The organism is Paenibacillus sp. FSL R5-0749, assembly GCF_038595085.1.
In the GTDB taxonomy this organism is placed as follows: domain Bacteria; phylum Bacillota; class Bacilli; order Paenibacillales; family Paenibacillaceae; genus Paenibacillus.
Genome location: NZ_CP152005.1, coordinates 2,822,723 through 2,844,730, shown reverse-complemented (window position 1 = coordinate 2,844,730; position 22,008 = coordinate 2,822,723). Strand labels below are relative to the sequence as shown.

Annotated in this window: 19 protein-coding genes; 4 read left to right on the top strand and 15 right to left on the bottom strand. The window is 45.1% G+C overall.

Annotation, left to right across the window (positions count from 1 at the left end):
* Positions 1 to 9 precede the first annotated feature (9 nt).
* The 10 genes from MKY85_RS12830 to MKY85_RS12785 all read right to left on the bottom strand — a co-directional run bounded on the left by MKY85_RS12830 (position 10) and on the right by MKY85_RS12785 (position 13,741).
* Positions 10 to 1,728 carry a hypothetical protein gene (locus MKY85_RS12830; protein ID WP_342572751.1) on the bottom strand — a complete coding sequence of 573 codons (1,719 nt, stop codon included), beginning with the start codon at positions 1,726 to 1,728 and terminating at the stop codon, positions 10 to 12.
* A 244-nt stretch (positions 1,729 to 1,972) separates the two neighbouring features.
* Positions 1,973 to 2,845 carry a carbohydrate ABC transporter permease gene (locus MKY85_RS12825; RefSeq protein ID WP_342572749.1) on the bottom strand — a complete coding sequence of 291 codons (873 nt, stop codon included), beginning with the start codon at positions 2,843 to 2,845 and terminating at the stop codon, positions 1,973 to 1,975.
* 39 nt (positions 2,846 to 2,884) lie between these two features.
* Positions 2,885 to 3,787: an ABC transporter permease subunit gene (locus MKY85_RS12820; RefSeq protein WP_339242099.1), complete on the bottom strand. Its 903-nt coding sequence runs from the start codon at positions 3,785 to 3,787 to the stop codon at positions 2,885 to 2,887.
* Between the two features lie 111 nt (positions 3,788 to 3,898).
* Positions 3,899 to 5,500 (bottom strand): extracellular solute-binding protein, encoded by a 1,602-nt coding sequence (locus tag MKY85_RS12815; protein WP_339242098.1) that lies wholly within the window; start codon positions 5,498 to 5,500, stop codon positions 3,899 to 3,901.
* Between the two features lie 395 nt (positions 5,501 to 5,895).
* On the bottom strand, positions 5,896 to 6,267 hold the full coding sequence (locus MKY85_RS12810) for a hypothetical protein (RefSeq protein WP_339242097.1): 372 nt from the start codon (positions 6,265 to 6,267) through the stop codon (positions 5,896 to 5,898).
* A 236-nt stretch (positions 6,268 to 6,503) separates the two neighbouring features.
* Entirely contained in the window at positions 6,504 to 8,747 is a 2,244-nt protein-coding gene (locus tag MKY85_RS12805; protein WP_339242096.1) for a helix-turn-helix domain-containing protein, read from the bottom strand.
* Positions 8,748 to 8,768: 21 nt separating this feature from the next.
* On the bottom strand, positions 8,769 to 9,992 hold the full coding sequence (locus MKY85_RS12800; RefSeq protein ID WP_339242094.1) for an MFS transporter: 1,224 nt from the start codon (positions 9,990 to 9,992) through the stop codon (positions 8,769 to 8,771).
* 42 nt (positions 9,993 to 10,034) lie between these two features.
* The gene (locus MKY85_RS12795) at positions 10,035 to 11,093 is read right to left on the bottom strand and encodes an ROK family protein (protein WP_339260761.1); all 1,059 of its coding nucleotides are present in this window, start codon (positions 11,091 to 11,093) and stop codon (positions 10,035 to 10,037) included.
* 36 nt (positions 11,094 to 11,129) lie between these two features.
* On the bottom strand, positions 11,130 to 12,356 hold the full coding sequence (locus MKY85_RS12790) for an ROK family protein (RefSeq protein WP_342572748.1): 1,227 nt from the start codon (positions 12,354 to 12,356) through the stop codon (positions 11,130 to 11,132).
* 545 nt (positions 12,357 to 12,901) lie between these two features.
* Positions 12,902 to 13,741: a YitT family protein gene (locus MKY85_RS12785; RefSeq protein WP_339242091.1), complete on the bottom strand. Its 840-nt coding sequence runs from the start codon at positions 13,739 to 13,741 to the stop codon at positions 12,902 to 12,904.
* Positions 13,742 to 14,116: 375 nt separating this feature from the next.
* Here MKY85_RS12785 and MKY85_RS12780 point away from each other — a divergent pair, with 375 nt between their 5' ends.
* From MKY85_RS12780 to MKY85_RS12770, 3 genes are all read left to right on the top strand, one after another.
* On the top strand, positions 14,117 to 15,175 hold the full coding sequence (locus MKY85_RS12780) for a fatty acid desaturase (protein ID WP_339242089.1): 1,059 nt from the start codon (positions 14,117 to 14,119) through the stop codon (positions 15,173 to 15,175).
* Between the two features lie 87 nt (positions 15,176 to 15,262).
* Complete coding sequence (locus MKY85_RS12775) at positions 15,263 to 16,411, top strand: sensor histidine kinase (protein ID WP_339243042.1); 1,149 nt, start codon at positions 15,263 to 15,265, stop codon at positions 16,409 to 16,411.
* Entirely contained in the window at positions 16,408 to 17,007 is a 600-nt protein-coding gene (locus MKY85_RS12770) for a response regulator transcription factor (RefSeq protein WP_307537205.1), read from the top strand. The genes MKY85_RS12775 and MKY85_RS12770 overlap by 4 nt, the downstream gene beginning before the upstream one ends.
* A gap of 198 nt (positions 17,008 to 17,205) precedes the next feature.
* On the opposite strand, the gene MKY85_RS12765 is transcribed toward MKY85_RS12770, so the two are convergent.
* The 3 genes from MKY85_RS12765 to MKY85_RS12755 form a co-directional block, all read right to left on the bottom strand.
* The gene (locus MKY85_RS12765; RefSeq protein WP_342572747.1) at positions 17,206 to 18,114 is read right to left on the bottom strand and encodes a hypothetical protein; all 909 of its coding nucleotides are present in this window, start codon (positions 18,112 to 18,114) and stop codon (positions 17,206 to 17,208) included.
* 78 nt (positions 18,115 to 18,192) lie between these two features.
* Complete coding sequence (locus MKY85_RS12760) at positions 18,193 to 18,936, bottom strand: polysaccharide deacetylase family protein (RefSeq protein WP_339242085.1); 744 nt, start codon at positions 18,934 to 18,936, stop codon at positions 18,193 to 18,195.
* A gap of 471 nt (positions 18,937 to 19,407) precedes the next feature.
* Positions 19,408 to 19,911: a ferritin gene (locus tag MKY85_RS12755; protein WP_339242083.1), complete on the bottom strand. Its 504-nt coding sequence runs from the start codon at positions 19,909 to 19,911 to the stop codon at positions 19,408 to 19,410.
* A gap of 172 nt (positions 19,912 to 20,083) precedes the next feature.
* On the opposite strand from MKY85_RS12755, the gene MKY85_RS12750 reads away from it, so the two are divergent.
* A complete protein-coding gene (locus MKY85_RS12750) occupies positions 20,084 to 21,343 on the top strand; it encodes an amino acid permease (protein ID WP_342572746.1) in 1,260 nt (419 codons plus the stop codon).
* A gap of 58 nt (positions 21,344 to 21,401) precedes the next feature.
* Here the strand turns inward: MKY85_RS12750 and MKY85_RS12745 are convergent, their stop codons facing one another.
* Positions 21,402 to 21,521, bottom strand: a complete 120-nt coding sequence (locus tag MKY85_RS12745; RefSeq protein WP_017688846.1) for a hypothetical protein — start codon at positions 21,519 to 21,521, stop codon at positions 21,402 to 21,404.
* 100 nt (positions 21,522 to 21,621) lie between these two features.
* Positions 21,622 to 21,879 carry a YolD-like family protein gene (locus tag MKY85_RS12740; RefSeq protein ID WP_339242081.1) on the bottom strand — a complete coding sequence of 86 codons (258 nt, stop codon included), beginning with the start codon at positions 21,877 to 21,879 and terminating at the stop codon, positions 21,622 to 21,624.
* Positions 21,880 to 22,008: the final 129 nt, after the last annotated feature.

The following is a 22,008-nucleotide window of genomic DNA, read 5'->3' as shown; positions in this document are numbered from 1 at the left end:
GATCTCTATCTATTCATTCCTCTGTCCATTGTCTTCACGGAGGGTCAATTCAAATCTCATCTTGTTCGCAGTCCTTCCAGGTACATATCGATAGATGATCTCGGCGTGATTCACGTACATTAATACGGATGGGTTAGGCGCTTCAGCCTTCACGGTACACGTAAGTCCAGGGAACTGCCATAAGGCTGGCGTAATATCCTGCTGACGAAGGGAAGGCCCTCTGATTTCAAAATAAACGTCGATTTCTTCCTCTGTATTCAATGCGACATCAATGGTTAACGAATCTGGCGTGAGATCCGCATCAAACGTCACTCCGCGCAGATGACTGTTCCACCCCTCGCCTACCTCACGGCGGATCAAGCGGAGATAATAACGCTCCCCCGTCTCCGTCTGCCAGTGAATTGTGGCGGGATGCATCTGGCCATTGGTATTCACACTTCCCGACATGGCTCCGATCATCCGGTCCTCACCAATCCATGCTTTGGCCGTACATAGATTCCGATTGGACGTTGGATCATTGCGCTCACACAGTTCCATGAACTGTTTCTGCACAAGCCGATCCGCTTGATGAGCCTTGAAATAAGGCACGGCTTCCGCGGGCACATCCACCCCAAGGAGTGCAATCAGTGGATCATGACCTGACTCACAGTTGATTCCTGCCAGATATTCATAGCCTTCACCGAGCAAAAGATAGATAAATACACCGATCGAACTATGCTCTCGCATCTCCATGTCGTACGCCCGAGAGAATGGGCCGGAGAGATTCTCCAGGTTCGCATTGTAATATAGCGCAATGTTATTCCACAGCCCGTGTTCAATCCGGTGTCCGATTTCAACTAAACGTTGAGTGAGTCCATACTTTCGATACATGCCAAGCACGGAGAGATCCACCCCGTAATACGTTGTCGTATTGAATTCAGCGAATGTACCGTCGAACTGCTCAAACTCCTTCATGAATCCCTCTGCCTGTTCATCCGAATGCTGAATCCATTCTGTTCGGTTCAAGCGATGGCCGTAGTAGTGGGTGATGAAAATATGCATTAACTCAATATTGGTGTTCATGGGGATTACGTCGGATAACCTTCGTTCTATGGACCCTTGAACAGCCAATTCCATGGCATGATCCATTCGTTTCATGAGTGTATCTGGCAGAAGTTCGGAGAATTCGGCAGTTACGACCACACAGACACAAGCGATAAACTCGCGCCAATTGGGATCATAACTGATCCAGACCGGTGGCAGTACCTGATTTACTGCCGAATGAAACAGACGTTTCAGTTGTTTGGGATCTGCCGTCTCTGTGAGTAGAGAGCCATCTTCCCGTAGTTTATGGATAAACTGCGCAGACACCTTCTCAAAGGTGCGTTCCAGGAAATAGGCTGTGCCTGGCGCAAAAGATTTCCAAGCATAGTGACCCGCTGGTGGATGCACATCATTAGGTCGGGTCGCGAAGGTTCCGTGATAGATCTCATCCGGAGCGTCATATTGAACATCGAGCACCTTGTGGAACACTCGTATCGCGCGTTCCACATCACCAGGTTCATTTCGAATCAACAACCCTAGCGCATAATGTGCACTGGCTCGTGTGCTGTGCTGCGATGAATCCTCCTCTTCGAAACTGCGAAGCAGATCCAATTCCTTGTCATAGAAGCTATCCATCATCAACATGGACTGATTCACTAGATACTGCTGTTCTTTTGACATCTTCTCTACCATTCGTTGTGTCATGTCATGGACCTCCCGAGACTATAGGTGCGTGTTCAAAAAGAACAGTTTTCAGTACCAAGAAGATGGAATTAAGCTAGAAATGGAGTAGCGGAGCGTAGGACAACTACGTGAGCAACTACAATGTTTCCGAAGGAAACATACTTCGTAAGCCTCCCGCTTATTTCGGCTGAATTTCATATTCGATGCTGATGATGCCACTAAGGCATCATTCGTAATCAAAAGTGAACTTTTTGAACAACCTCTATTAACCTTTTACAGCACCTACCATTACGCCACTGATAAAGTACCGCTGCAACCATGGATACACCAGCAGGATCGGTAATGTTGAGAATATAACGCTGGCTGCTTTCAGACTCTCAGGCAAGACCTGAACGGCACCAATGCCTTCGTTCTGCATCAGTTCTGTAATCTGGTTTTGCTGAATCATCTGATACAATTTCAATTGTAATGGGTATAACTCAGGCTTGGTAATATACATGAGTGCATCCTGGAAACCATTCCAGCGTCCTACCGCGTAGAATAGGCTCAATGTTGCCATAACCGGAAGAGATAGTGGCAAAATAATGCGTATAAGTGTTCCGAAATGACTGCTTCCATCAATGCCCGCTGCTTCTTCCAGACTCTCAGGAATCCCTCGGAAGAAAGTAATGAGAATGATCATATAGAACGGACTAATTAATCCAGGCAGAATAAGCCCCCATGTGCTGTCGAGCAGATGAAGATTTTTGATCAGAATGTACTCGGGAATAATCCCCCCACTAAAGAACATCGTCACCACAATGACAAGCATGAACCACTTGCGTCCCTTCAGGTTACTCTTCGCCAGTGGGTATGCCGCTGCAATGGTCATCGCCATGCTTAGCACCGTACTCAGGACGGTCAGCCAAACGGTATAGATAAGAGAGCGAATCATCGATCCATCTGCAAATACTTTGCTATACGCCTCAAAGGACAACTCTTTGGGGAAAAAGGAAACTTCTCCTGAACCGATCGCCCGGTTCGAGCTGAGCGAGATCGCAATAATATGAATGAATGGTGCAAGACACAGCACCATCGTAATGATAATAAGAATGACGTTTACCGTGTTGAATATTCGATTCGCCGTGTTTTCAGACATCCCACTCACTCCTTACAGATCATATGTGAATCAAATCCACTACATAATGCTCTCATCGGTTAATTTCTTGGACGTATAGTTTGCTCCGAGTATGAAGACAAGTCCAACTAAGGCCTGGAACAAACCTACAGCTGTTGCGAGCGTGACCTGACCAGATTGTAAACCGACACGATAGACAAACGTGCTGAGCACATCCGAGTATTCACGTACAGCCACATTTCCGATAATAAACGGTCGGTCGAAGCCGATGGAGATCATGTTGCCGACATTGATGATCAATAAGGTAACAATCGTCGTTTTGATGCCGGGCAAGGATATGTGCCAGATTCTGCGCAGCCGACTTGCTCCATCCACTTCTGCCGCTTCATACAGTTCCCGGTTAATGCCTGTCAGGGATGCCAGATACAGAATCGTTCCCCACCCTGCACTCTGCCACACGCCTACCGCAAGATACGTGAAGAGCCAATAGTTTTTGTCTGAAAGGAATGGCAATGGATCAAACCCCATGCTCATCAAGATATTGTTGATGAAACCGGACTGCGTTCCGAAAACCTGAAGCACGATCCCTCCAATAATAACCCATGAGATAAAGTGTGGAATGTAGAGCAATGTCTGTGCCATCTTTTTGAACCAAGCCTTTTTCAGCTCGAATAATAAGATAGCCAGTATAAGCGGCGCCGGGAAGGACACCAATAAATCCAGCATGTTTAGTACCAACGTGTTGCGTAATGCCGTGTAGAACCCCTGATTTTGAAACACTTCTCTGAATGCATCCAAGCCAATCCACTCACTACCAGAGATCCCTTGGAAGAAGTTAAAATCCTTGAACGCAATCTGCACACCATACATTGGCCCATACTTGAAAATAATGAAGTAGATCATGGGCAGTAGGAGCAACGCATATAGTTGCCAGTTTCTGCGGAAATAGATGCTTGTTTTCATAAACCTTCCCCCCATGTCATTCAGGATTCTTCATCAAGGCGATGTAGCCATCGCCCTAATGAAATCCCTGTTCTTTGTTGTCGTTCACATTAGATGTGTTCTCTACTCTGCTTATTTCATCGCTTTGTAAGCTTCTGTACGTTCATCCAGGATTGCTTGACCACCGCTCGCCATGTAATCCTTCATCATGCTGTCATACGTCGCTTCAAAGTCAGCCGGTTTGGAAATGGTTGTTTTCACGAAGAACTCCATAAACTTGTCTTTCAGGCCGTTACCGTAGCGCGCTTCTGCATCAATCGGTTTGGAGAAGCGTACCGGTTGAATCGTGTCCGTGTTGGAAATGGCTACCGACTTGCGCATATCATCCCGATACTTCGATTCTACCTGTACGACATAAGCCTCTTCATTTTTCTTGTCATCCCCAACGTATTTACCATTGACGATAATGGCAATGTCACCGGAATTATAGATACGACCTGCGATTTCAGGAGAAGCATCATCTTTGATCAGTGGCACACCGTCCACAAGCTCATAGTTCTCATTTTCAACACCAAATTGCAGGTCGAACAAGTTGTTGTCTGAAGCCATCCAATCCAGGTACTTCATCGCTGCTTCCGCATTTTTGCTTGATTTTGGAATCATGACATACATCGCATTGGGAGCATATGCTGGTTTGGCGAATTTGCCTTCGGAGTTTTTGAATGCATCAATCGGTGTGATCACTGCACCTGGTTGATTGGTTTGCAGGTTTTTGTACGTACCGGAGATGTAAATCTCCCCTGCATCCTCGGTGTAAAATCCAACTTTGCCGTTGGATACATCTTCCCACAGCTTTTTCTTATCTTTGTCGAGTCCAAAGTCCTTGCTCATCAAACCTTCATTATAAAGTGTGTTCATATATTTCAAGGCGTCCTTGAAACCCGGCAACAACGTTGGATAGTCATTGGAACCCAGTTGTTGTGTTAATGTATATTTTTGTTCTTCCGTCAGCGGTTCAATGAATGACCAGATCAGAGGTTCATATTGAGCCGAAGCAATGGACATCCCCATTGGGATAAGTCCTGTGCCCACCTTACCCGGATCTTTTTCCTTAAAGGCCTTCAATGTGGTATGCAGCTCCTCAGCTGTCTCAGGTGAAGGCAATCCGAGTGCGTCCAGCCAATCCTGACGAACATAGGATGCGTATTTGCCAAGTACAAGACGTTTACCCGGAACCGCGAACTGTTGCCCATCGTATTGACCGTAGGCCAGCGTTTCATCACCCAGGAACTTCTTCAGGTTAGGGCCGCTTTGATTGAGCAGATCGGTAAGTTCAGTCAGACCTCCTTGCTCTGCATATCGGTTGAATGTTCCTGAGTCGTAGGTAAATACGATATCAGGTACTTCAGAGCCACTCGCCATCAGAACGTTAAGCTTCTGTACTTCCTCCGAGCGAGGTACCGGAACAAACTGAACATCGATGTTGTTTGGATCACCAAACTTCTCTTGAATGAAGCGAGTCAGATAACTGTCTGAAATGGTGTAGCCCGCCGGCGTATTTCCCCGGTCGAAGATTTCTACTTTCAAAGTCGTTTTTTCCCCCGAACCTGATTCTCCGGATGAAGATGCAGATTCGCTTCCTGATGAACATGCGGATAATAATAGAGTGAATGCTGTTACCACTGCGAGGATTGAACTTGCCTTGCCTGCCTTACGTCTTTGAAATAATCTCATTTGACCTTTCCCCTTTCGCACACACTCTGATATGGATTCACATGATTGCCACTCCACTTGGTTCGTGCATTTCGTTGCACCTGTGAATGTCACTAATCATTACATACGATTTCGACATTAGACAATAAACTATTTTCAAAATGCAAAAATGACGTTTTTTTAGTTAAAAACCGCGATATATAAACATATTTCCTGACAATATACAATTTTCACGCCTTATATGTAAACTATGATAACACAATATGTTGCATTTCATTGGATTCTCATACGCTATCTGGCATCGCCCAGCTTGCAATAATCCTTTTTCCAATGAATCTTTCTTCAAAAGAAAGAAAAAGAGACCACATCTTATGTGATCTCCTTGTTTAACAACACTTGTAGAACGATTGAACTCACTAATTCCTCGGCGGAAGATTAAACTTCACTTGACCAAACAACGTATCGATGGCATTTCCCACAAATTGATCAATAACATGTTCGTTGCTCGTGTCCGTATGTTCCAATATCAATACATTATACTTCTCATCATAATGCATTCCGCCCAAAATAAATCGTACTGGAATGTTCTGAGCCGCCCCTGCCTTCGAAATGGCCTGAATAAGTTCGGATTCATGCCTTTGTTGACTTGTTGTGTAGGTACCAACAGGCAGCGTTATCGTGTATGACGAGTTATCTACATTAAATGTAAATGTGTTATTGCTTGCTGTGATGGTAACCCGTTTACTGATATCTACCGATCCCCACACTTGCTGTCCGTATTTGTACATCTATGCAACTCCTGCCCTATAAATTAATGAATTGTCATATTGCTTAGTATAGGACACTCGTAAAATTCCTTAACGCACCAGCTACACTGGCCCAAGATCGTGGTTGAGCATCCAAAAAATCTCCTGCAGAGGGCGATAAGGTACGAACCCTATTCCCTCATACAGGAGATTTCATAGATATTTCTAAGATTAATCGATTTCACCCGCTAACGTGTGTTCTAACACGACCAATATCATTATTGATCCCCTTGTTTTCCACTCTGCTTGCGGTAGTCCCCCGGTGTCACACCCATAATCCGTTTAAATACTCGGCCGAAAGAGATGGCGTTAGCATAACCTACTTGCAGCGCAATATCCTGAACTGCCATATCGGATGCAGACAACAAACGGCAGGCCTTTTCGACCCTCAGTTTCACCAGAAAATCAACAAACTTCATCTCAAACTCTTCCTTGAACAAATAACTCGCATATTTGCCCGAAATCTGGAACCGATCGCTTAGATGTTTTAGGGACAGATCCGGATCATCAAAATGTTCTTCAATATAAATCCGCAGCTCGTTAATCATTGCGCGATGACTTTTCGTTTCATTCACAGACACATAATTGCGATAGACCTCTTTCAACCATTCCTGCAAAATGTCCTGAATTCCCTCCAGTGTCTCTACCTGTTGGATATCACTGCGAAGACGTGTCAGAATTTCCTCGGCAAATTGGCTCTGTAACCGCTCAGACAGCTCTCCGAATTCACGGGACAACATCTGAATTAACGCCTGCAGTAACATGCGAATATCGTTATCCGTAATCTGATCTTCGCTGAACGCAACAAACATCTGATCCAGTTGTGTCCGCCAGCCATCACCAGTAAGCCTGAATTCACGGACAAAGTCCGCGAGCATCTGCAAGTACTTATACGATTGCAGCTCAATACGATCCGGCAGTTGCTCACTGAGAACGATCGCATCTTTACCAAGGGTAAGTCTATGCTGCAACCCCGCATCGGCACTCGCATAGGATCGAGTAATCTCCTCCCAGCCCGATACGGTTCGTCCAATCCCGAAGGTAAACCGGAGGCGGAAGTTTTCCGCAATCCACATATGCATCTGCTTAGCCAGATCCATAAGCAATTCACGATCCAGTCCTTCCTGCTCATCCGATGCAATCACCACAATAAGCCTTCGGTTCCCAAACCATTCAGCCCAACCGCCGAATTGGGTCTCGTTCTGCACAAGTTCTTCCACCACATTCATAAGCGCAATCTTCAGAATATTCTGATTGGTCGAGAGGTCGTCACCATTCATCTCCGCAATCAGGACAGCCACACTCTTCGGTTCCATGAAACGTTCCTCTAGCGGTTGCAGATGGCGAAGTCGCTGACGGAACGAATCCATGCGTTCCCCTTCCATCAGATCAACAAGTAATTGTCTGCGATGAATCAGCAAGTTTTCATGATGCTGTTTCTCATAATCAACCGTCTGAGCAATCAGATGTTCCAGCGCACGGTCGATGAGAGCCAATTCATCCTTGACGGATGGAGCTGCTTCATCCTCCTCGGCACGTGGCTGTAACGCCTGAATTCGATTCATGATGAGCTGGATTGGCCGCGTATTTCTACGCGTAATGTAGATCAGTCCCGCCACCGCGCCAACAATCGTTAATAATCCAATGCCAATCCACACATAAGAGACAAGCGATACCCATGAATACAGTTGTCCGGATTGAATGCCGCTCTCGAAGACGAGACCAAGCTTGTCGGAAGACACATGATTAAGGATTTCACCTGCTGAAGGGTCCATTTGATGCGCTGTATAGATCAGATTGTCGCTCTTGTCCCGTACCTGAAGAACGGATAACTTTTCATTCGTCATGTTATCAATCTGCCGTTCGACTGCATACATGCGGATTGTTATGACGAGCAGACCTTCTCCGCCCCACGGTAAAGGAAGCCACTTATTCATGCTAATCACCTGTGAAGGTACGTCAAAAGAACGTTCCTTGTATTCACGTGGCAGGTTCCAACCGAGGTTCTCCCGATCTTTCAAAGCTTGTTCAATATAGGCACGATCTTCGAAATCTTCCAAGCGCATCATGCCTCTCGGCGTAAGGATCTGGGAATCTGACATGCGATAGAGATAAATGGATTGAATCATATCCTGCTGATCCAACATACGTCCCAGTCCACTTGCCGCATCATAGATGAACTGACTCGACAATTGTCCCTGTCCGGCCTCCAAAAAACGACTGTATGTCTTGTTCGCACCAATGTCTTCAAGCAACCGGAGTTCGATATCGCTTAGCGAGCGTTCCAGTGTATCCACGATATAACGGGTGGAGATCATGTCTGCTTTTTGCGTTTCGTTACGTGAGAGTTCGTTGACAATCAGGAAGGAGAGAAAGATCAGAATGGAAATCGTAAGCAGAAAAATAGGAAAATAGGAATACAGCAACTTGGTGTGCCAATTCCGCTTCAGATTTACTCTCATAGGCTCCAACTCCTTCCATCGCTATTCTAATGAGTATGATCTTCTTTCATCTTTGGCCTGCCTGCTGACGATATACAGAATCACCGATCCTAATGCTGCACTAATCGTACAAGCCAGATACATCAGTGATGGACCGCCGGAATCGAGCAAATATCCATTAAGCATATTACCAACAATTCCGCCCAGGCCGGCAAACACCATGTTAAATAAACTTTGTCCCGTGGCCTGCATTTCCCGTCCCGTAACCGAAGCCACATATTCCACTGCTGCGATATAGAAGAATCCGAAGGACAACCCATGCAGTACCTGAACGCCAATCATTACCTCAGGCGTTGGCCATAGCCATTGTATTCCCCAACGTAACATATACGCACCGGCTGCAAGCAACATCGTGCGTTCATGCCCCCATTTTCGGAGTACGAATGCCGCTGCCAACATGGATGGAACATTGGTGATTGATGCAAGCAATAGCGCTGTACCTGTCATCTTCACAGAACCGCCAGCCATCTGAAATGAAATAACAAAAAAGGAGTTAAACGCAGTGAGCGTTTGGTTAACCAGGAAACAACCTGTTAGAAATAGAAGGAATGTCCGGTTTCGGAGCAATCTTGCCAAACCTACGGAGAAGGTTACCGAGGACGAGGATATGCTCGTCTGCCGGGGGAGTGTGCTTGCCAGTATGGCGCTTAGAACGTTAAACATCAGAAACGGCAGCCATAACATGTGAATGGAAAACTGAGAGAGATACATCCCTGCTGCAAATCCTCCAACTCCGGTTCCTATGCTCCCGAAGAGTCGGATCATGCCATATGAGGTGTTGGCTGCTCTCGCGGCGGTAACCGCATAGGAGTCAGCCACAGGTATTTGTGTCACTTGGAATATAGTGCATAAAGTATAAATCAATATTAATATAATGTACACTTGAATATTGTAGAAGTACGCTAACGATGCAGGAACGAGCAGGCTAATTATCAGTACGAACCGTGTCTTTTTGAATTTATCTACCAGAATTCCCCATATAGGTTGAAGAATAATAGATACAAGTGTGCCAAACGCCATGATAAATCCGGTTTCTTTACTGGAAAAACCTTGTGCAACCAAAATGGGATTGATGTACGGGTTAAACATCCCCCCGGCAAGTCCCATAAACAGATACAGGCCCTGTAATTTGAGCAAAACACGTCTTGCATCAGTAGAATCGGCTTTTATTTTCTCTGTGTAAGCCTTCATATGTCTATTTCTCATCCGGATCTCCATCCTTTAATTCTATAGTAGCTTCACCTATCTCTAATGGTATGTCCGTGCCAGACTCGACCTGATTACAGCCAATGCCCCGATTGCTCCTGCTCTATTACCAAGTTCAGCTACAGCTAAACGTGCAGGCAGAACGGTATAACGCTCGAGACGTGTACGCACTTCATTTAGATAATAGGATGGGTTGGATGCTGCCACACCTCCACCGATTACAATCATGGAAGGATTAAGTAAAGCCGTAATATTCGCCAGACCTCTAGCCATATAACGCATAGGCAGTTCAAGAATCTCAAGTGCAGCAACATCATCTGATTCGGCTGCCTTGAATACATGTCTGGCTTCAATCTGCTGCACTTCACCTCCTGCCAGACTCATGACCAGAGATAAGGCACTTCCCTTACCCTCTTTAAAATAACGTCTTGCTTGTTCAGTAATTCCCGTACCTGAAGTCGCTTGCTCAAATACACCAAAGGAATCCGCATCCGCAACATAACCCGTATGAAGTCCTTCATCTCCTGCAATGAAATGCCCAATCTCACCTGCTGCTCCATTTTGTCCGCTGTAGAGTTGCCCATTCAGGATAAGAGCAGCTCCAATACCTGTTCCAACCGTGACCATTACACAATGTTGATGTCCCTGTGCTGCCCCTTGATCATATTCTCCCATTGCAGCCATATTCACATCATTATCCAACATGATGTTTCCGCTGTAATACTTCGCAATCACAGGGCGAATATCTTGCTCAGGCCACTGAAAAGCCGGAGCACTTCGCAGTACTCCCTCATCTTGCAGAATGACACCAGGGAATCCCAAGCCTGCACCAGAAAGTTGATCCAGACGGCATCCAACCTCGCGGCAGAAGGTGTCCAGTTCAGCGAATAACCATCGGAAGAACTCATCCGGCTGATCACTGACACGCGTAGGCAAGATACGTTCATGAACTTTGCTTCCAGCCTGTCGTGATGACAAAAGCATCAATGTTTTGGTGCCTCCAATATCAATACCTGCAATCCAACCGGATAGATCACCTCCAACCGTACCATCCTGATTAGACGAATAATCATTACTTACGTTTTTCAAGAATTCTGTCATCCCGTTTCCCTCCTCAGATATTGTGTATCCAATCTTTTATTCCAACGCTTCCTGCTGAAGGTTCAGCATCGTTTGTTTTATGGCCACCTGCACTGCGCCAGTGACAACAGCCTGCTCACCAAGCTTGGAGCAGATTAGCTGTGGTTGCACTGGGAATTGCTCAGATATGACCTGTCTCAGTAAAGGCAATAATACATCGCCATTTCCTCCTACGCCCCCGCCAAGCACAATAAGATCTGGAGCAAGCACAACGCTAATATGACGCAGAGCTGAAGCAATCATCTGGCTGTATTGTTGTAAAATATCCAAGGCATCTATTTCTCCATTGCGTGCGGCTTCAAATAACTTCTCGGGAGTCAAGTGTCTGTGAAGATCATCTGCAACTGCAACTACATTTACATCCGCACCCGAATCAGCAACTTGCAATAGTTCATCATGCGGATTAAGGTGACGTTTCGCCAACTGCATCAGACCATCGGCTGACAGCACTTCCTCCAGACGACGGCCATCCTCCATCAACATCTCTGCGATCTCTCCGGTTAACCCACCAAGACCTCGTAGCAGTTGGCCATGTACCATAATGCCAGCGCCCGTCCCTGTACCGATGGAGAAAAAAACAAACAAGTTACAACCTGCTGCTGCACCACTTCGATACTCCCCAAGCGCCGCAAGATTCACATCATTTTCCAGAATCACTTCACAGGGAAAAGCGCCTGACAACGACTCTAGAGAGAATGCTTGTTCCAGACCAACTAACGGGTCCACAATACGATGGATACGTCCCGAATCAGGCAAGACTACGCCCGGTATACCGAACCCGATGCACTGAATCTGATCCCAGTTCAGATGATTCTCATCAAGCGATTCATTCAGATGGCCTCGAAGAAGCTCCAGCATCGTCGCTTCCGCTCGCTCCTGACCTTCTTGGACAACCATGGGATGTGTTCGATAGGCAATGATTTCTCCAGTCAGATCGGATAATGCGATCCGAATACGTGTTGCGCCGATATCTATACCACAGACATAATAAGCCGTTTCATTGAAACGGATGAGGGTTGCTTTGCGACCCTGAGCATTGTCAGCTCTCCCCATTTCCTTCACCAGATTACGGTCAATCAGATGTTCTACAGCCAACGACACCGTTGGTTTACTAAGTCCGGTCTGACGGCTGATATCCGCTCTAGACATGGTTCCCTGAGTTATCAGGGCATCCATAATGAGGTTTTCATTCAGATTACGGATATATTGCGGTGTGCCAGCCATGCAATCGCCTCCTTTAATAGTTAGTTAAGTTTATTAACAAATTAATTAAATTTAATATATCATCGTGATTGATAGGTGTACAGCTTTTTGTCATTGTATTCTTTTAATAGAAAGAACCACGCCTTCACTAGTAACACAAAAGCCTAATAAAGGAATTATTATACAATAATAGACGTTTATACATTACCGATACATTGCCCTGTTCATACAATACCTTATCACAATCAGGGAGGGTTCAATATGTACAGAAAGCATAAAGGATGTCACCCAAAACCAAAGTGTTTTTACAAAAAAATCACGAAAACTTGTGTTACTAAAATTAAATATGTCCCTACAAAATGTAAAAAACACTGTCATGTCACTGTTGAATACTGTGGAGTCAAAAAAAGAAGACATTATTAATATTCTTTTGCCCTTCTCTATGAGAAGGGTTCTTTCTTTTTGAACTAGATTAATACCCGGTTCAATCCTATCAAAAAAGTTGCGGTGATATTTCACCGCAACTCCCTTCTTTCATATATACCTAATGCATATATACCTATTACTTAAGTTTTGGAAAGTTCGATAAATCCTTCCCCGAATACATCACGCACGTCATGAATGGTGATAAAAGCAATCTCATCTTCCGCTCGTACAATCTTCTTCAGCATGGAAACTTCCTGCTTGCTAATGACAATGTAGAGGATCTCTTTCTTATTTTTCGTGTAATACCCATGTCCGGATAACACGGTTACACCACGGTCCATCTTCTCAATCACTTGCTTCGCAATCTCATCCTGTTTGGAAGAGATAATCATAACCGCCTTTTTCGGATTGAGTCCTTCAATAATGAACTCCATCGTTTTGGTCCCCACGAACAGCAAGACAATCGTACACATCAGACCTTGCGGCCCTATAATGAAGAAAGATGAGAATGCCACAATCAGATCAAAAAATAATAATCCATAACTGATGTTCCAATCCAAATATTTATTGGCAAGCCGTGCCAAGATAACGGTTCCGGCTGTTGTTCCCCCTACTCTAACAATCAAGCCGATCCCAAGACCGGCAAACAATCCACCAAATATCGTATTAATCCACAGCTCATGCGAGTCAATGGTCCAGCTCTCTGTCAGATGCAGGAACAATGAATTGAACACAACCGCAATAATCGTATACACCGTAGTCGTTTTATCTAGAAACCGGTATCCCACAATTAACAAAATACCGTTCAGGATCAGGTTCATCAGTCCTGGTGACCATTCAAACAGGTAATACAAAATAATCGTTATACCCGTTACCCCGCCTTCAGCCAAATCGTTCGGGATGACGAACAGGTTCACCGCCAGCGCAAACAGAAATGCACCTGCCATAATAAATAGAATATCCGTAATTCGTTTCTTCATTAAGCATTCCATCCAATCCATCAGAAATCAACCTAATCGACCCGTCTCATAAGTTGTCATAATCACTCAAAGATAGATTTTACCATGCTCACAACAAAAATTGTATACATAATACAAATTGTTGCGTGATTTGTGCAAAGGAATTTGTAAAACGTACTCTTTTAGACTTCCGCCAAGCCTTTCAGCATCATACACCCATGACAAATGTCATGGGCCATCATTGATATTCATCATTACAGAGGGCTGACGTTTATGACTTACTGTCATGATCCGATTGTTTTACAATGATAAAAACGCTTCCTAGAGGAAAGTCTTACCGGGAAACGTCAAGTTGTAGCTGATACAGTTATAACGATTGAAGGAGGACACACGTCAATGAGTAGAAATAAAGAAATGGCGCTAAAAAAAGAAGTCACCCCTTACGAAAAAAATGATCTCAGATTAAGTATCCGACAGTTAATCAATACATTGCTTCCGCTCTTCCTGCTATGGGCTGCGGCTTACTTTAGCTTATCAGTATCCTACTGGCTGACCTTCCCGATTGCCTTGGTGGCATCCGGATTTGTACTACGGACATTCATTATCTTCCATGACTGCTGTCATGGTTCATTCTTCAAGAGCAAACGTGCCAATGATATTCTCGGTACCATTACTGGTGTATTAACAGTGACACCCTATCAACAGTGGAAAAATGAGCACTCTATCCATCACGCGACAAGCAGTAATCTTGACAAACGCGGCGTTGGTGATATCTGGGTTATGACGGTTGACGAATACAAAGAAGCTTCTCCTTGGGGACGCCTCTTCTATCGGATTTATCGTAATCCGTTCGTATTGTTCTGTATCGGACCTATCTACGTGTTTCTGTTGGCTTACCGTTTCAACCGTAAAGGTGCAAGACGTAAAGAACGCATCAATACACATCTGACTACAGTATTAATCGTAGCCCTCTATGCATTCATGTGCTGGTTAGTCGGATGGCAGGCTTTTGTAATGGTGCAGGCACCTATATTCTTCTTCTCCGGTTTCTTTGGGATCTGGCTGTTCTACGTGCAGCATCAGTTTGAAGAGACTTATTTTGAACACGAAGATGAATGGAGTTACGTAAAAGCCGCTGTCGAAGGTAGTTCTTATTACAAATTGCCAAAATTATTGCAATGGATCAGTGGCAATATTGGGTTTCACCATGTGCATCACTTGAGCCCGCGTGTACCTAACTATTTCTTGGAAGAAGCACATAATGCAACACCACCCTTGCAAAAGGCAACTACCATTACACTGCGTTCAAGTTTGGTTGCCCTGCGCTTCCGTCTGTGGGATGAAGATTCTAAACAGTTCATTAGCTTTAGACAGCTCAAACATCTATCCCGCAAACCTTATGTTCAACCAACTATCCGTGTAACGAATCCAGCGGGTCTGACAGAGAAGCCTTAACTCTGTCGGATTCGTTTTCTTGTGTTCAAGCCATAGTCATGCTACAGTCATGCTACGGTTGAGTACAAGTGCAAGGAGGAGAATCATATTCAGAAGTGGATGCAGATTTTTTATAAAAATACAGGGTTAAATCCTTATGTATGGCTTGTCTTTTTCATCCTGCCCTTCTATTACATTTCACAATATTCCAAATTATGGACGATGGTAACCGGCATTGTAATCATTCTCGTTTTCTTCGTATGTTATCTGCTCGCCTTCATCACTAAGGGCTGGCAGGTATACATGTGGATTGGATTGCTCATTGCCATATCCATTACGATGACAATCGCCTATGATTATGCCTACTTTTCATTGTTTCTTGCTTTTTTTATTGGGAATATTAAAAATAAAGCTGGTTTCTTCACCCTCTATTCGGTGAATCTGGGAGCCAGTTTCCTAACCATTAATTATGGTTTTATCAATCAGAGTTCATTGCTCGTGAGTCAGTTCCCGTTTGTATTCATCAGTTTAATGGCCTCCATCCTGCTTCCAATCAGTACGTATAATAAAAATAAGACTGAACAATTGGAAGGCCAATTGGAGAATGCGAACAAGCGACTTGACGATCTCGTGAAAATGGAAGAACGTCAGCGTATCGCTCGTGACCTGCACGATACCCTTGGACAGAAGCTCTCTCTGATCGGTCTAAAAACCGATCTGGCGAAGCGGCTGCTCCGTAATAATCCCGATCAGGCCGAGATTGAATTGAACGACCTCAGGCAAACTGCAAGTACAGCTTTGAAGGAAGTCCGGGAAATGGTCACCACCATGCGTGGTACACAATTGGTCGATGAACTGTTCCGGGCGGAGCAGATTCTGAAGGCCGCTTCAATTGAATTTATACTGGATGGCAATCCGAAGCTACAAGACACGTCTCAATTGAATGAAAATGTGCTTGGCATGTGCTTGAAAGAAGCGGTCACCAACGTGGTCAAACATAGTCAGGCAACAGCATGTACCATCGTCATTGAGGAAACACCCGCCAATAATGTACTCACAGTACAAGACAACGGCGTCGGAATAGAACGATCACACAGACAAGAGCGGCGCGGAACAGGAATTTTGGGCATGAAAGAACGACTTGAATTTGTAAATGGCTGTTTGGATATTCGATCTGATGCAGACATTCAGGGTACAGAGATAATTATTCATGTTCCCAAACTCGTCCGCAAACCGATAAAGGAGGCAGAATCATGATTAGAATTGTAATCGCGGAAGATCAGCGCATGATGCTCGGTGCCTTGTCTTCCCTTCTCAATCTGGAGGAAGATATGGAAGTCGTCGGACGTGCCAGCAACGGCCAGGAAGCCCTTACCCTTGTACAGGAGCTTGCACCAGACATCTGTCTGATGGATATAGAAATGCCCGTGAAAAGCGGCCTCGAAGCCGCAGAAGAACTCAAAGGAATGAGCTGTAAGGTCATTATCCTAACCACTTTTGCCCGGACCGGATATTTCGAACGCGCCTTAAAGGGTGGTGTCCGTGGTTACCTGCTTAAGGACAGTCCAATTGAAGAACTTGCTGAGGCGATCCGCCAAGTTATGAATGGCAGACGTATCTTCGCTCCCGACTTGGTAGACGAAGCTTATGTAGAAGAAAATCCTCTGACAGAGCGCGAAAATGCCGTACTAGGCCTCATGGCCGATGGCAAAAACACCAAGGAAATCGCCGGGCATCTATTCATCACAACGGGGACGGTGCGTAACTATATTTCCATTATTCTCAACAAGTTAAATGCCAGTAACCGCATTGAGGCCATCACTCGCTCTAAGGAAAAAGGGTGGTTCAAATGAAAGTACCGCTTTAACCCATTGAAACAAAAATAAGTATGTACCCCGACTGCATAAGCCGCAATAATTTTTCACACGTTGCCATAACATGCTACAACTAAAAGAGCTTGGCCCAGAAACCAATCTGGACCAAGCTCTTTTTAGTTTATTACAACCATCCAATACGCGTCTCTTCTACAACTCAGAATATCCATTAAATCCTCAAGATTTCACAGATACAGTCATGCCAAGAGCTTCCAGTGGTACTTGATCAGTCTTAAGCTGATGAATTTTATGACCGTCCTGCCATGAGACCGTTACATGAACAGACTTTCCACCACTTGGATATTCAACCTTGATATACCCTTTATCTTTGGGTACAGGCAATGTATGTGATTCCAGGTACTCCACCATTTTCTTCGCTATGCCGGGGTTATTCATTTCATCTTCGGAGACGGAACGAATTTGCAGCGTCCATCTGCCTTCTTGCCAAGTCAGATATTGACTGCCTGCGGCACCTTCAGCCATGCCTTTGATGCCATGTCCCAGATCCACAGCCATATCTGCTGGAATATCTTTCAGGTCTGTCTCTGGGAAAATACTTTCCTGCTCAGGGTCCTTATACGTTTTCACTTCATAGGAAGCCAGTAAAGGTACCTTACTGTCGGAAGCCGTTAAAGATGGATCATTAACGGCAACGGATTGCGTGGACGCGTAGAAGTTCACTTTGAATGCATCAGCCGTATTGGACGGTATTGCCGCACCCAAATATGCGCCTTTATCCAAGGGGAACGAAGTGGGTAACGCTGCATCCTCCATCTTCAACTGGTTGCGAACTTGCTTGATCACATCATTCACACCGGATTGACCTGTGGCAGTATGGTTTCCGCCCGACTGCGCTCCTGATGGTTCTACACTATTCACTGTACCCGTGTTCTCTTTGGTTCCTGTTTCATTTTCATTAGAGAAATCAGCACCACCGCTGCCGGTCTCGGTTTGCTCACCCACTGTTGTCGTTGGTGAAGTACTACTCTCTGATGTTGCATTCGAGTCCGGTCCGCCACATCCTGCCAGTGCAAGTAAAACGGCTGTCGTTACCGGAATGGTCATCCATAATGATTGTTTCTTCATGATGTGTACCTCCTTCGTTTTAACCAATCTGTTATCAGGCTCTATCTATCGTCCGATCGAATCGGAAAATTGAAAATATTAACGTTTGTCGTTCCAGAAGTTAACCGGCTGCACCTTCTTGCTTAATACTTCAAAACGATACCCTTCTGCCTTCAATGTTTTTAATACTTGCGGTAATACTTTCAGCGTTGCTTCCTGGTCGTGCATCAGCACAACCGGCGTTGTTCCACTCTTTTGTACGGTGTGGATCTGCTTCATTACACTGTTATAGACTTTCTGGTGATCTTGCTTGTACTTCCAGTCTTCCGAATCCACATTCCAATCCCATAGATGGAATCCACCCTGACCCAGCAGCACGTTACGGAATGCCGGTTTGAGATATGGTTTACTACCATATGGCGTCCGAACGAGACTTGTTTTAACTCCAGCAACCTTGTTCAGACTTACATTGGCTTGTTGCATCTCTTTCAAACCGCTATATGCGGATTTATAGAATTTGCTTGGAACATGACTCACACCATGCAGACCCAATCCATGCCCGTCAGCTACAATTCGTTTGGTAGCCTTCTGAAATTTTTCCATCTGAGGACCCAGCATGAAAAACGTAGCCTTCGCATTATACTGATCCAGAATATCCAGTAACTGACCCGTATGAGCGGTTGGGCCATCATCAAAAGTCAGATATATGATTTTGGCATTTGCTTTGCTTGCACGATCCTTCGATGAAGCGGATTGGGCAGATACCGACTGCGGCAATAAAAGTGGAATGATTAGTAAAATAGCAAGTGTGACCATGATAGATTTGCGAATATGTAACATCATTAAAAAATCTCCCTTGTGTGTTATATTTCCCCGGGTGTCCATGTTGTTCTACCTTCATCCCTTGGCGATAATCTTAATACTATCAAAGGAATAGACTCCTGTTCTCGCTTCAAAGGCTACGGTAGAGTTACACTTTTGTCAGATAAACCTAAAATTTAATACGAATTTGATAGATTTGAGCAAAATAAAGATCCCGTCAGGATAGATCAATTATGACATATCCTTTATTACCCACATTCAAGATTTTGATAGACTTTTGCTCCAATTCAAGCAAATCAATACAAAAATAAAATAACTATACATGCAAAAAAAGCCTGCACAAGTGCAAGCTTCTTTCGTCTTCTTCAGCATATGGCATCAACCGGTCATCCTTTGCATGGAGACCTAACTCCTAATGCTTTGAGGGTGATTTCCTTACGCCGTATGTAAAAGTCTTTTGTTCTTGGAATCTTCTCGACTCCCTACGTGCATTTATTCAGCGGGAGCAGTGAATGAACGTTTGCCAAATTCGGCATCCAGCATATAGAAGGCATTGCTGTCTTTTTCAATGCGACGCAGCTTCTGAATAATGTTGTCGAACAAGGCTTCCTCTTCCACTTGCTCATCAATGAACCATTTCAGGAAATACATTGTCGCATGTTCACGTTCGTTCAAGGCGATGTCAGCCAGATTGTAGAATTTTTTCGTGTTCTGCTGTTCATGAGCATAACCATGCTCAAAGACATCCAGCATCGAAGCATATTCATTCTTCGGTTCTGGCAAAGCGGCTAATGTAGCACGGTGTCCACGATCATTCAGGAATTTGTATATTTTCATACCATGGAATCGCTCCTCTTCGGCTTGCACGATGAAGAAGTTCGCAAATCCATCCAGACTCTTGCTGGAACAATAGGCTGCCATAGCCAGATATACATGAGCGGAATAAAACTCGAAATTCATCTGTTCATTTAAAGATGCTGTTAACTCTTGGCTCATTATCCAAACACCTCTTTCTTTCTCTAGGGATGGTTATATTCTAACATAACGCCAGCAGGACTTACACCGATTTTCTACAAAATTCGCCAATGACTGAATGGTTGTCCTCCTATATAATTACATAGTCATTATCAGAATAATTCCAATCTGGAAGGTAGGCTAATACAAGAACATGAACACCTCTTCACAGCTCAAAAAAACAATCGGCATGCCGCAAGCCGTTGCGCTCTATGTAAGTGCAGTACTCGGTTCAGGTGTCCTGATTGTACCCGGACTGGCCGCTGAACTGGCCGGTCCAGCTTCACTATTGGCTTGGGGCGGCATGGTCCTGCTAATTCTGCCACTCGCATTATCCATGGGACTATTATCTGCCCGATATCCCGATGCAGGTGGTGTATCCCATTTTGTCACCCTTGCTTTCGGACAACGTGCCGGAACAATCATTGGCTGGTTCTTTTTGATGTCGGTACCCATAGGAGCTCCTGTAGCAGCTCTGACGGGTGCAGGATATATGACGGCAGCATTGGGGTTAGGTGAACATATCAGAATCCTTATTGCCGCCATAATGCTGGCGATTGGATTGATCATTAATATCGTTGGTATGCAAGTTGCTGGTAAAGTACAGATTGGTGTCGTCATCGCTATTGTTACCGTGCTGGTGATGGCCTTTGTACTGGCTCTTCCCAACATGGACTCCATCCATTACACCCCATTCATGCCGCATGGCTGGGTCAGCATCGGTCAAGCCGGAGCGATTCTGTTCTGGTGTTTTATTGGCTGGGAAGCGGTATCCCATCTTTCCGAAGAATTCACTGATCCTCGAAAAGCAGCCATTAAAGGTGTGACTATCGCTGCAATTATCGTAGGTGTACTCTACTTCCTGACAGCCCTGGCTACCGTAGGCACGCAAAGTTATCTGCATGGCGGGGCCGATGTGTCCCTCGTATGGATCATTAGTCAACCCCTTGGTATCTGGGGTGCCTGGATCGCTGGACTGACTGGCATATTTATCTGTACAGCAACCGTCATTGCCTATGCCGGGGCAGCTTCAAGAGTTGGTTATGCACTCGCGAGACAAGGTGCTGCACCGCGTTGGATGGCTCATCTGTCCAAGCGATTCCACACACCCGTAGCAGCAATTGGATTCCTCGGGATCTGCTTCATTCTGGTGCTAAGTGTCTATGCCAGCGGCATCGTATCACTTACAACACTGATTCAGCTTCCCAATGCAACCTTTATCCTCACATATCTTGGAGGCTGTGCAGCAGGAATCCGATTATTGAAAGGAAGTCGCACCGGCGTGACCATCAGCTGGATTTCCTTTGTAGCCACAGCGATCGTATTCCCTTTTACCGGATGGGCTGTACTGTACCCGGTTCTTATTGTAATTCTCTATGGCTTGTTCAGCCGCAAACAACCATCCAAGATCTGAACGAAAAAAAAGCTCTGCCGTGATGGCAGAGCTTCTTTCATTCTTTAGAAATATGCAATTATACCAAGAACGCTTTGGAGATGATAACCAACAGGATGAACAGAACCAGAATGGCACCTACAGAAGTGAAACCTCCGTATCCGTAGCCTCTTGTTTCTCCACCTAATACTTCGCTCATTGACCGTACCTCCTCTGCAACAGGTATGGGTTATCTTATGCAGGAAGTACGACTTTGACAGGGCGGATGCCCTAATTATTCAGATTGCTGTTTTTTTCGTTCAGTATCTGGGAGACTGCACCCGCATGATATCCATGAAAGGCACCTTCGCCGTGAACTCTTCTTCGGTATACTCTACATGCACGAGTCTTGTACGCGAGTCCATTTTGACAATGACGCCTTGCACCTGGTCTTCTTTGCCCCATACGGTCAACAGTACTTCCGAACGTTCACGAAAGGCTTCAACCAGTTGATTTCCCAACTCTTCAAGTTCAAATTCATCCCGTGTAGGTCTTTTTGCTACTTTTGCTTTTGCCAATGTGGCTGCCTCCTCTACTCCGACGTCCCGATTCCACGGGTTGATTGCCGAGTTCATATTCAATTAGTATACCATTCATTTACGTTCGTGTAATGTCATGGCATCCAAGAATCAGCAAAATCCTCAGGC

What these genes read in the sequence shown, in the direction of transcription:
- MKY85_RS12830 (WP_342572751.1), bottom strand. Translation starts at nt 1,728, where the DNA reads ATGACACAACGAATGGTAGAGAAGATGTCAAAAGAACAGCAGTATCTA.
- MKY85_RS12825 (WP_342572749.1), bottom strand. Translation starts at nt 2,845, where the DNA reads ATGTCTGAAAACACGGCGAATCGAATATTCAACACGGTAAACGTCATT.
- MKY85_RS12820 (WP_339242099.1), bottom strand. Translation starts at nt 3,787, where the DNA reads ATGAAAACAAGCATCTATTTCCGCAGAAACTGGCAACTATATGCGTTG.
- MKY85_RS12815 (WP_339242098.1), bottom strand. Translation starts at nt 5,500, where the DNA reads ATGAGATTATTTCAAAGACGTAAGGCAGGCAAGGCAAGTTCAATCCTC.
- MKY85_RS12810 (WP_339242097.1), bottom strand. Translation starts at nt 6,267, where the DNA reads ATGTACAAATACGGACAGCAAGTGTGGGGATCGGTAGATATCAGTAAA.
- MKY85_RS12805 (WP_339242096.1), bottom strand. Translation starts at nt 8,747, where the DNA reads ATGAGAGTAAATCTGAAGCGGAATTGGCACACCAAGTTGCTGTATTCC.
- MKY85_RS12800 (WP_339242094.1), bottom strand. Translation starts at nt 9,992, where the DNA reads ATGAGAAATAGACATATGAAGGCTTACACAGAGAAAATAAAAGCCGAT.
- MKY85_RS12795 (WP_339260761.1), bottom strand. Translation starts at nt 11,093, where the DNA reads ATGACAGAATTCTTGAAAAACGTAAGTAATGATTATTCGTCTAATCAG.
- MKY85_RS12790 (WP_342572748.1), bottom strand. Translation starts at nt 12,356, where the DNA reads ATGGCTGGCACACCGCAATATATCCGTAATCTGAATGAAAACCTCATT.
- MKY85_RS12785 (WP_339242091.1), bottom strand. Translation starts at nt 13,741, where the DNA reads ATGAAGAAACGAATTACGGATATTCTATTTATTATGGCAGGTGCATTT.
- MKY85_RS12780 (WP_339242089.1), top strand. Translation starts at nt 14,117, where the DNA reads ATGAGTAGAAATAAAGAAATGGCGCTAAAAAAAGAAGTCACCCCTTAC.
- MKY85_RS12770 (WP_307537205.1), top strand. Translation starts at nt 16,408, where the DNA reads ATGATTAGAATTGTAATCGCGGAAGATCAGCGCATGATGCTCGGTGCC.
- MKY85_RS12765 (WP_342572747.1), bottom strand. Translation starts at nt 18,114, where the DNA reads ATGAAGAAACAATCATTATGGATGACCATTCCGGTAACGACAGCCGTT.
- MKY85_RS12760 (WP_339242085.1), bottom strand. Translation starts at nt 18,936, where the DNA reads ATGATGTTACATATTCGCAAATCTATCATGGTCACACTTGCTATTTTA.
- MKY85_RS12755 (WP_339242083.1), bottom strand. Translation starts at nt 19,911, where the DNA reads ATGAGCCAAGAGTTAACAGCATCTTTAAATGAACAGATGAATTTCGAG.
- MKY85_RS12750 (WP_342572746.1), top strand. Translation starts at nt 20,084, where the DNA reads ATGAACACCTCTTCACAGCTCAAAAAAACAATCGGCATGCCGCAAGCC.
- MKY85_RS12745 (WP_017688846.1), bottom strand. Translation starts at nt 21,521, where the DNA reads ATGAGCGAAGTATTAGGTGGAGAAACAAGAGGCTACGGATACGGAGGT.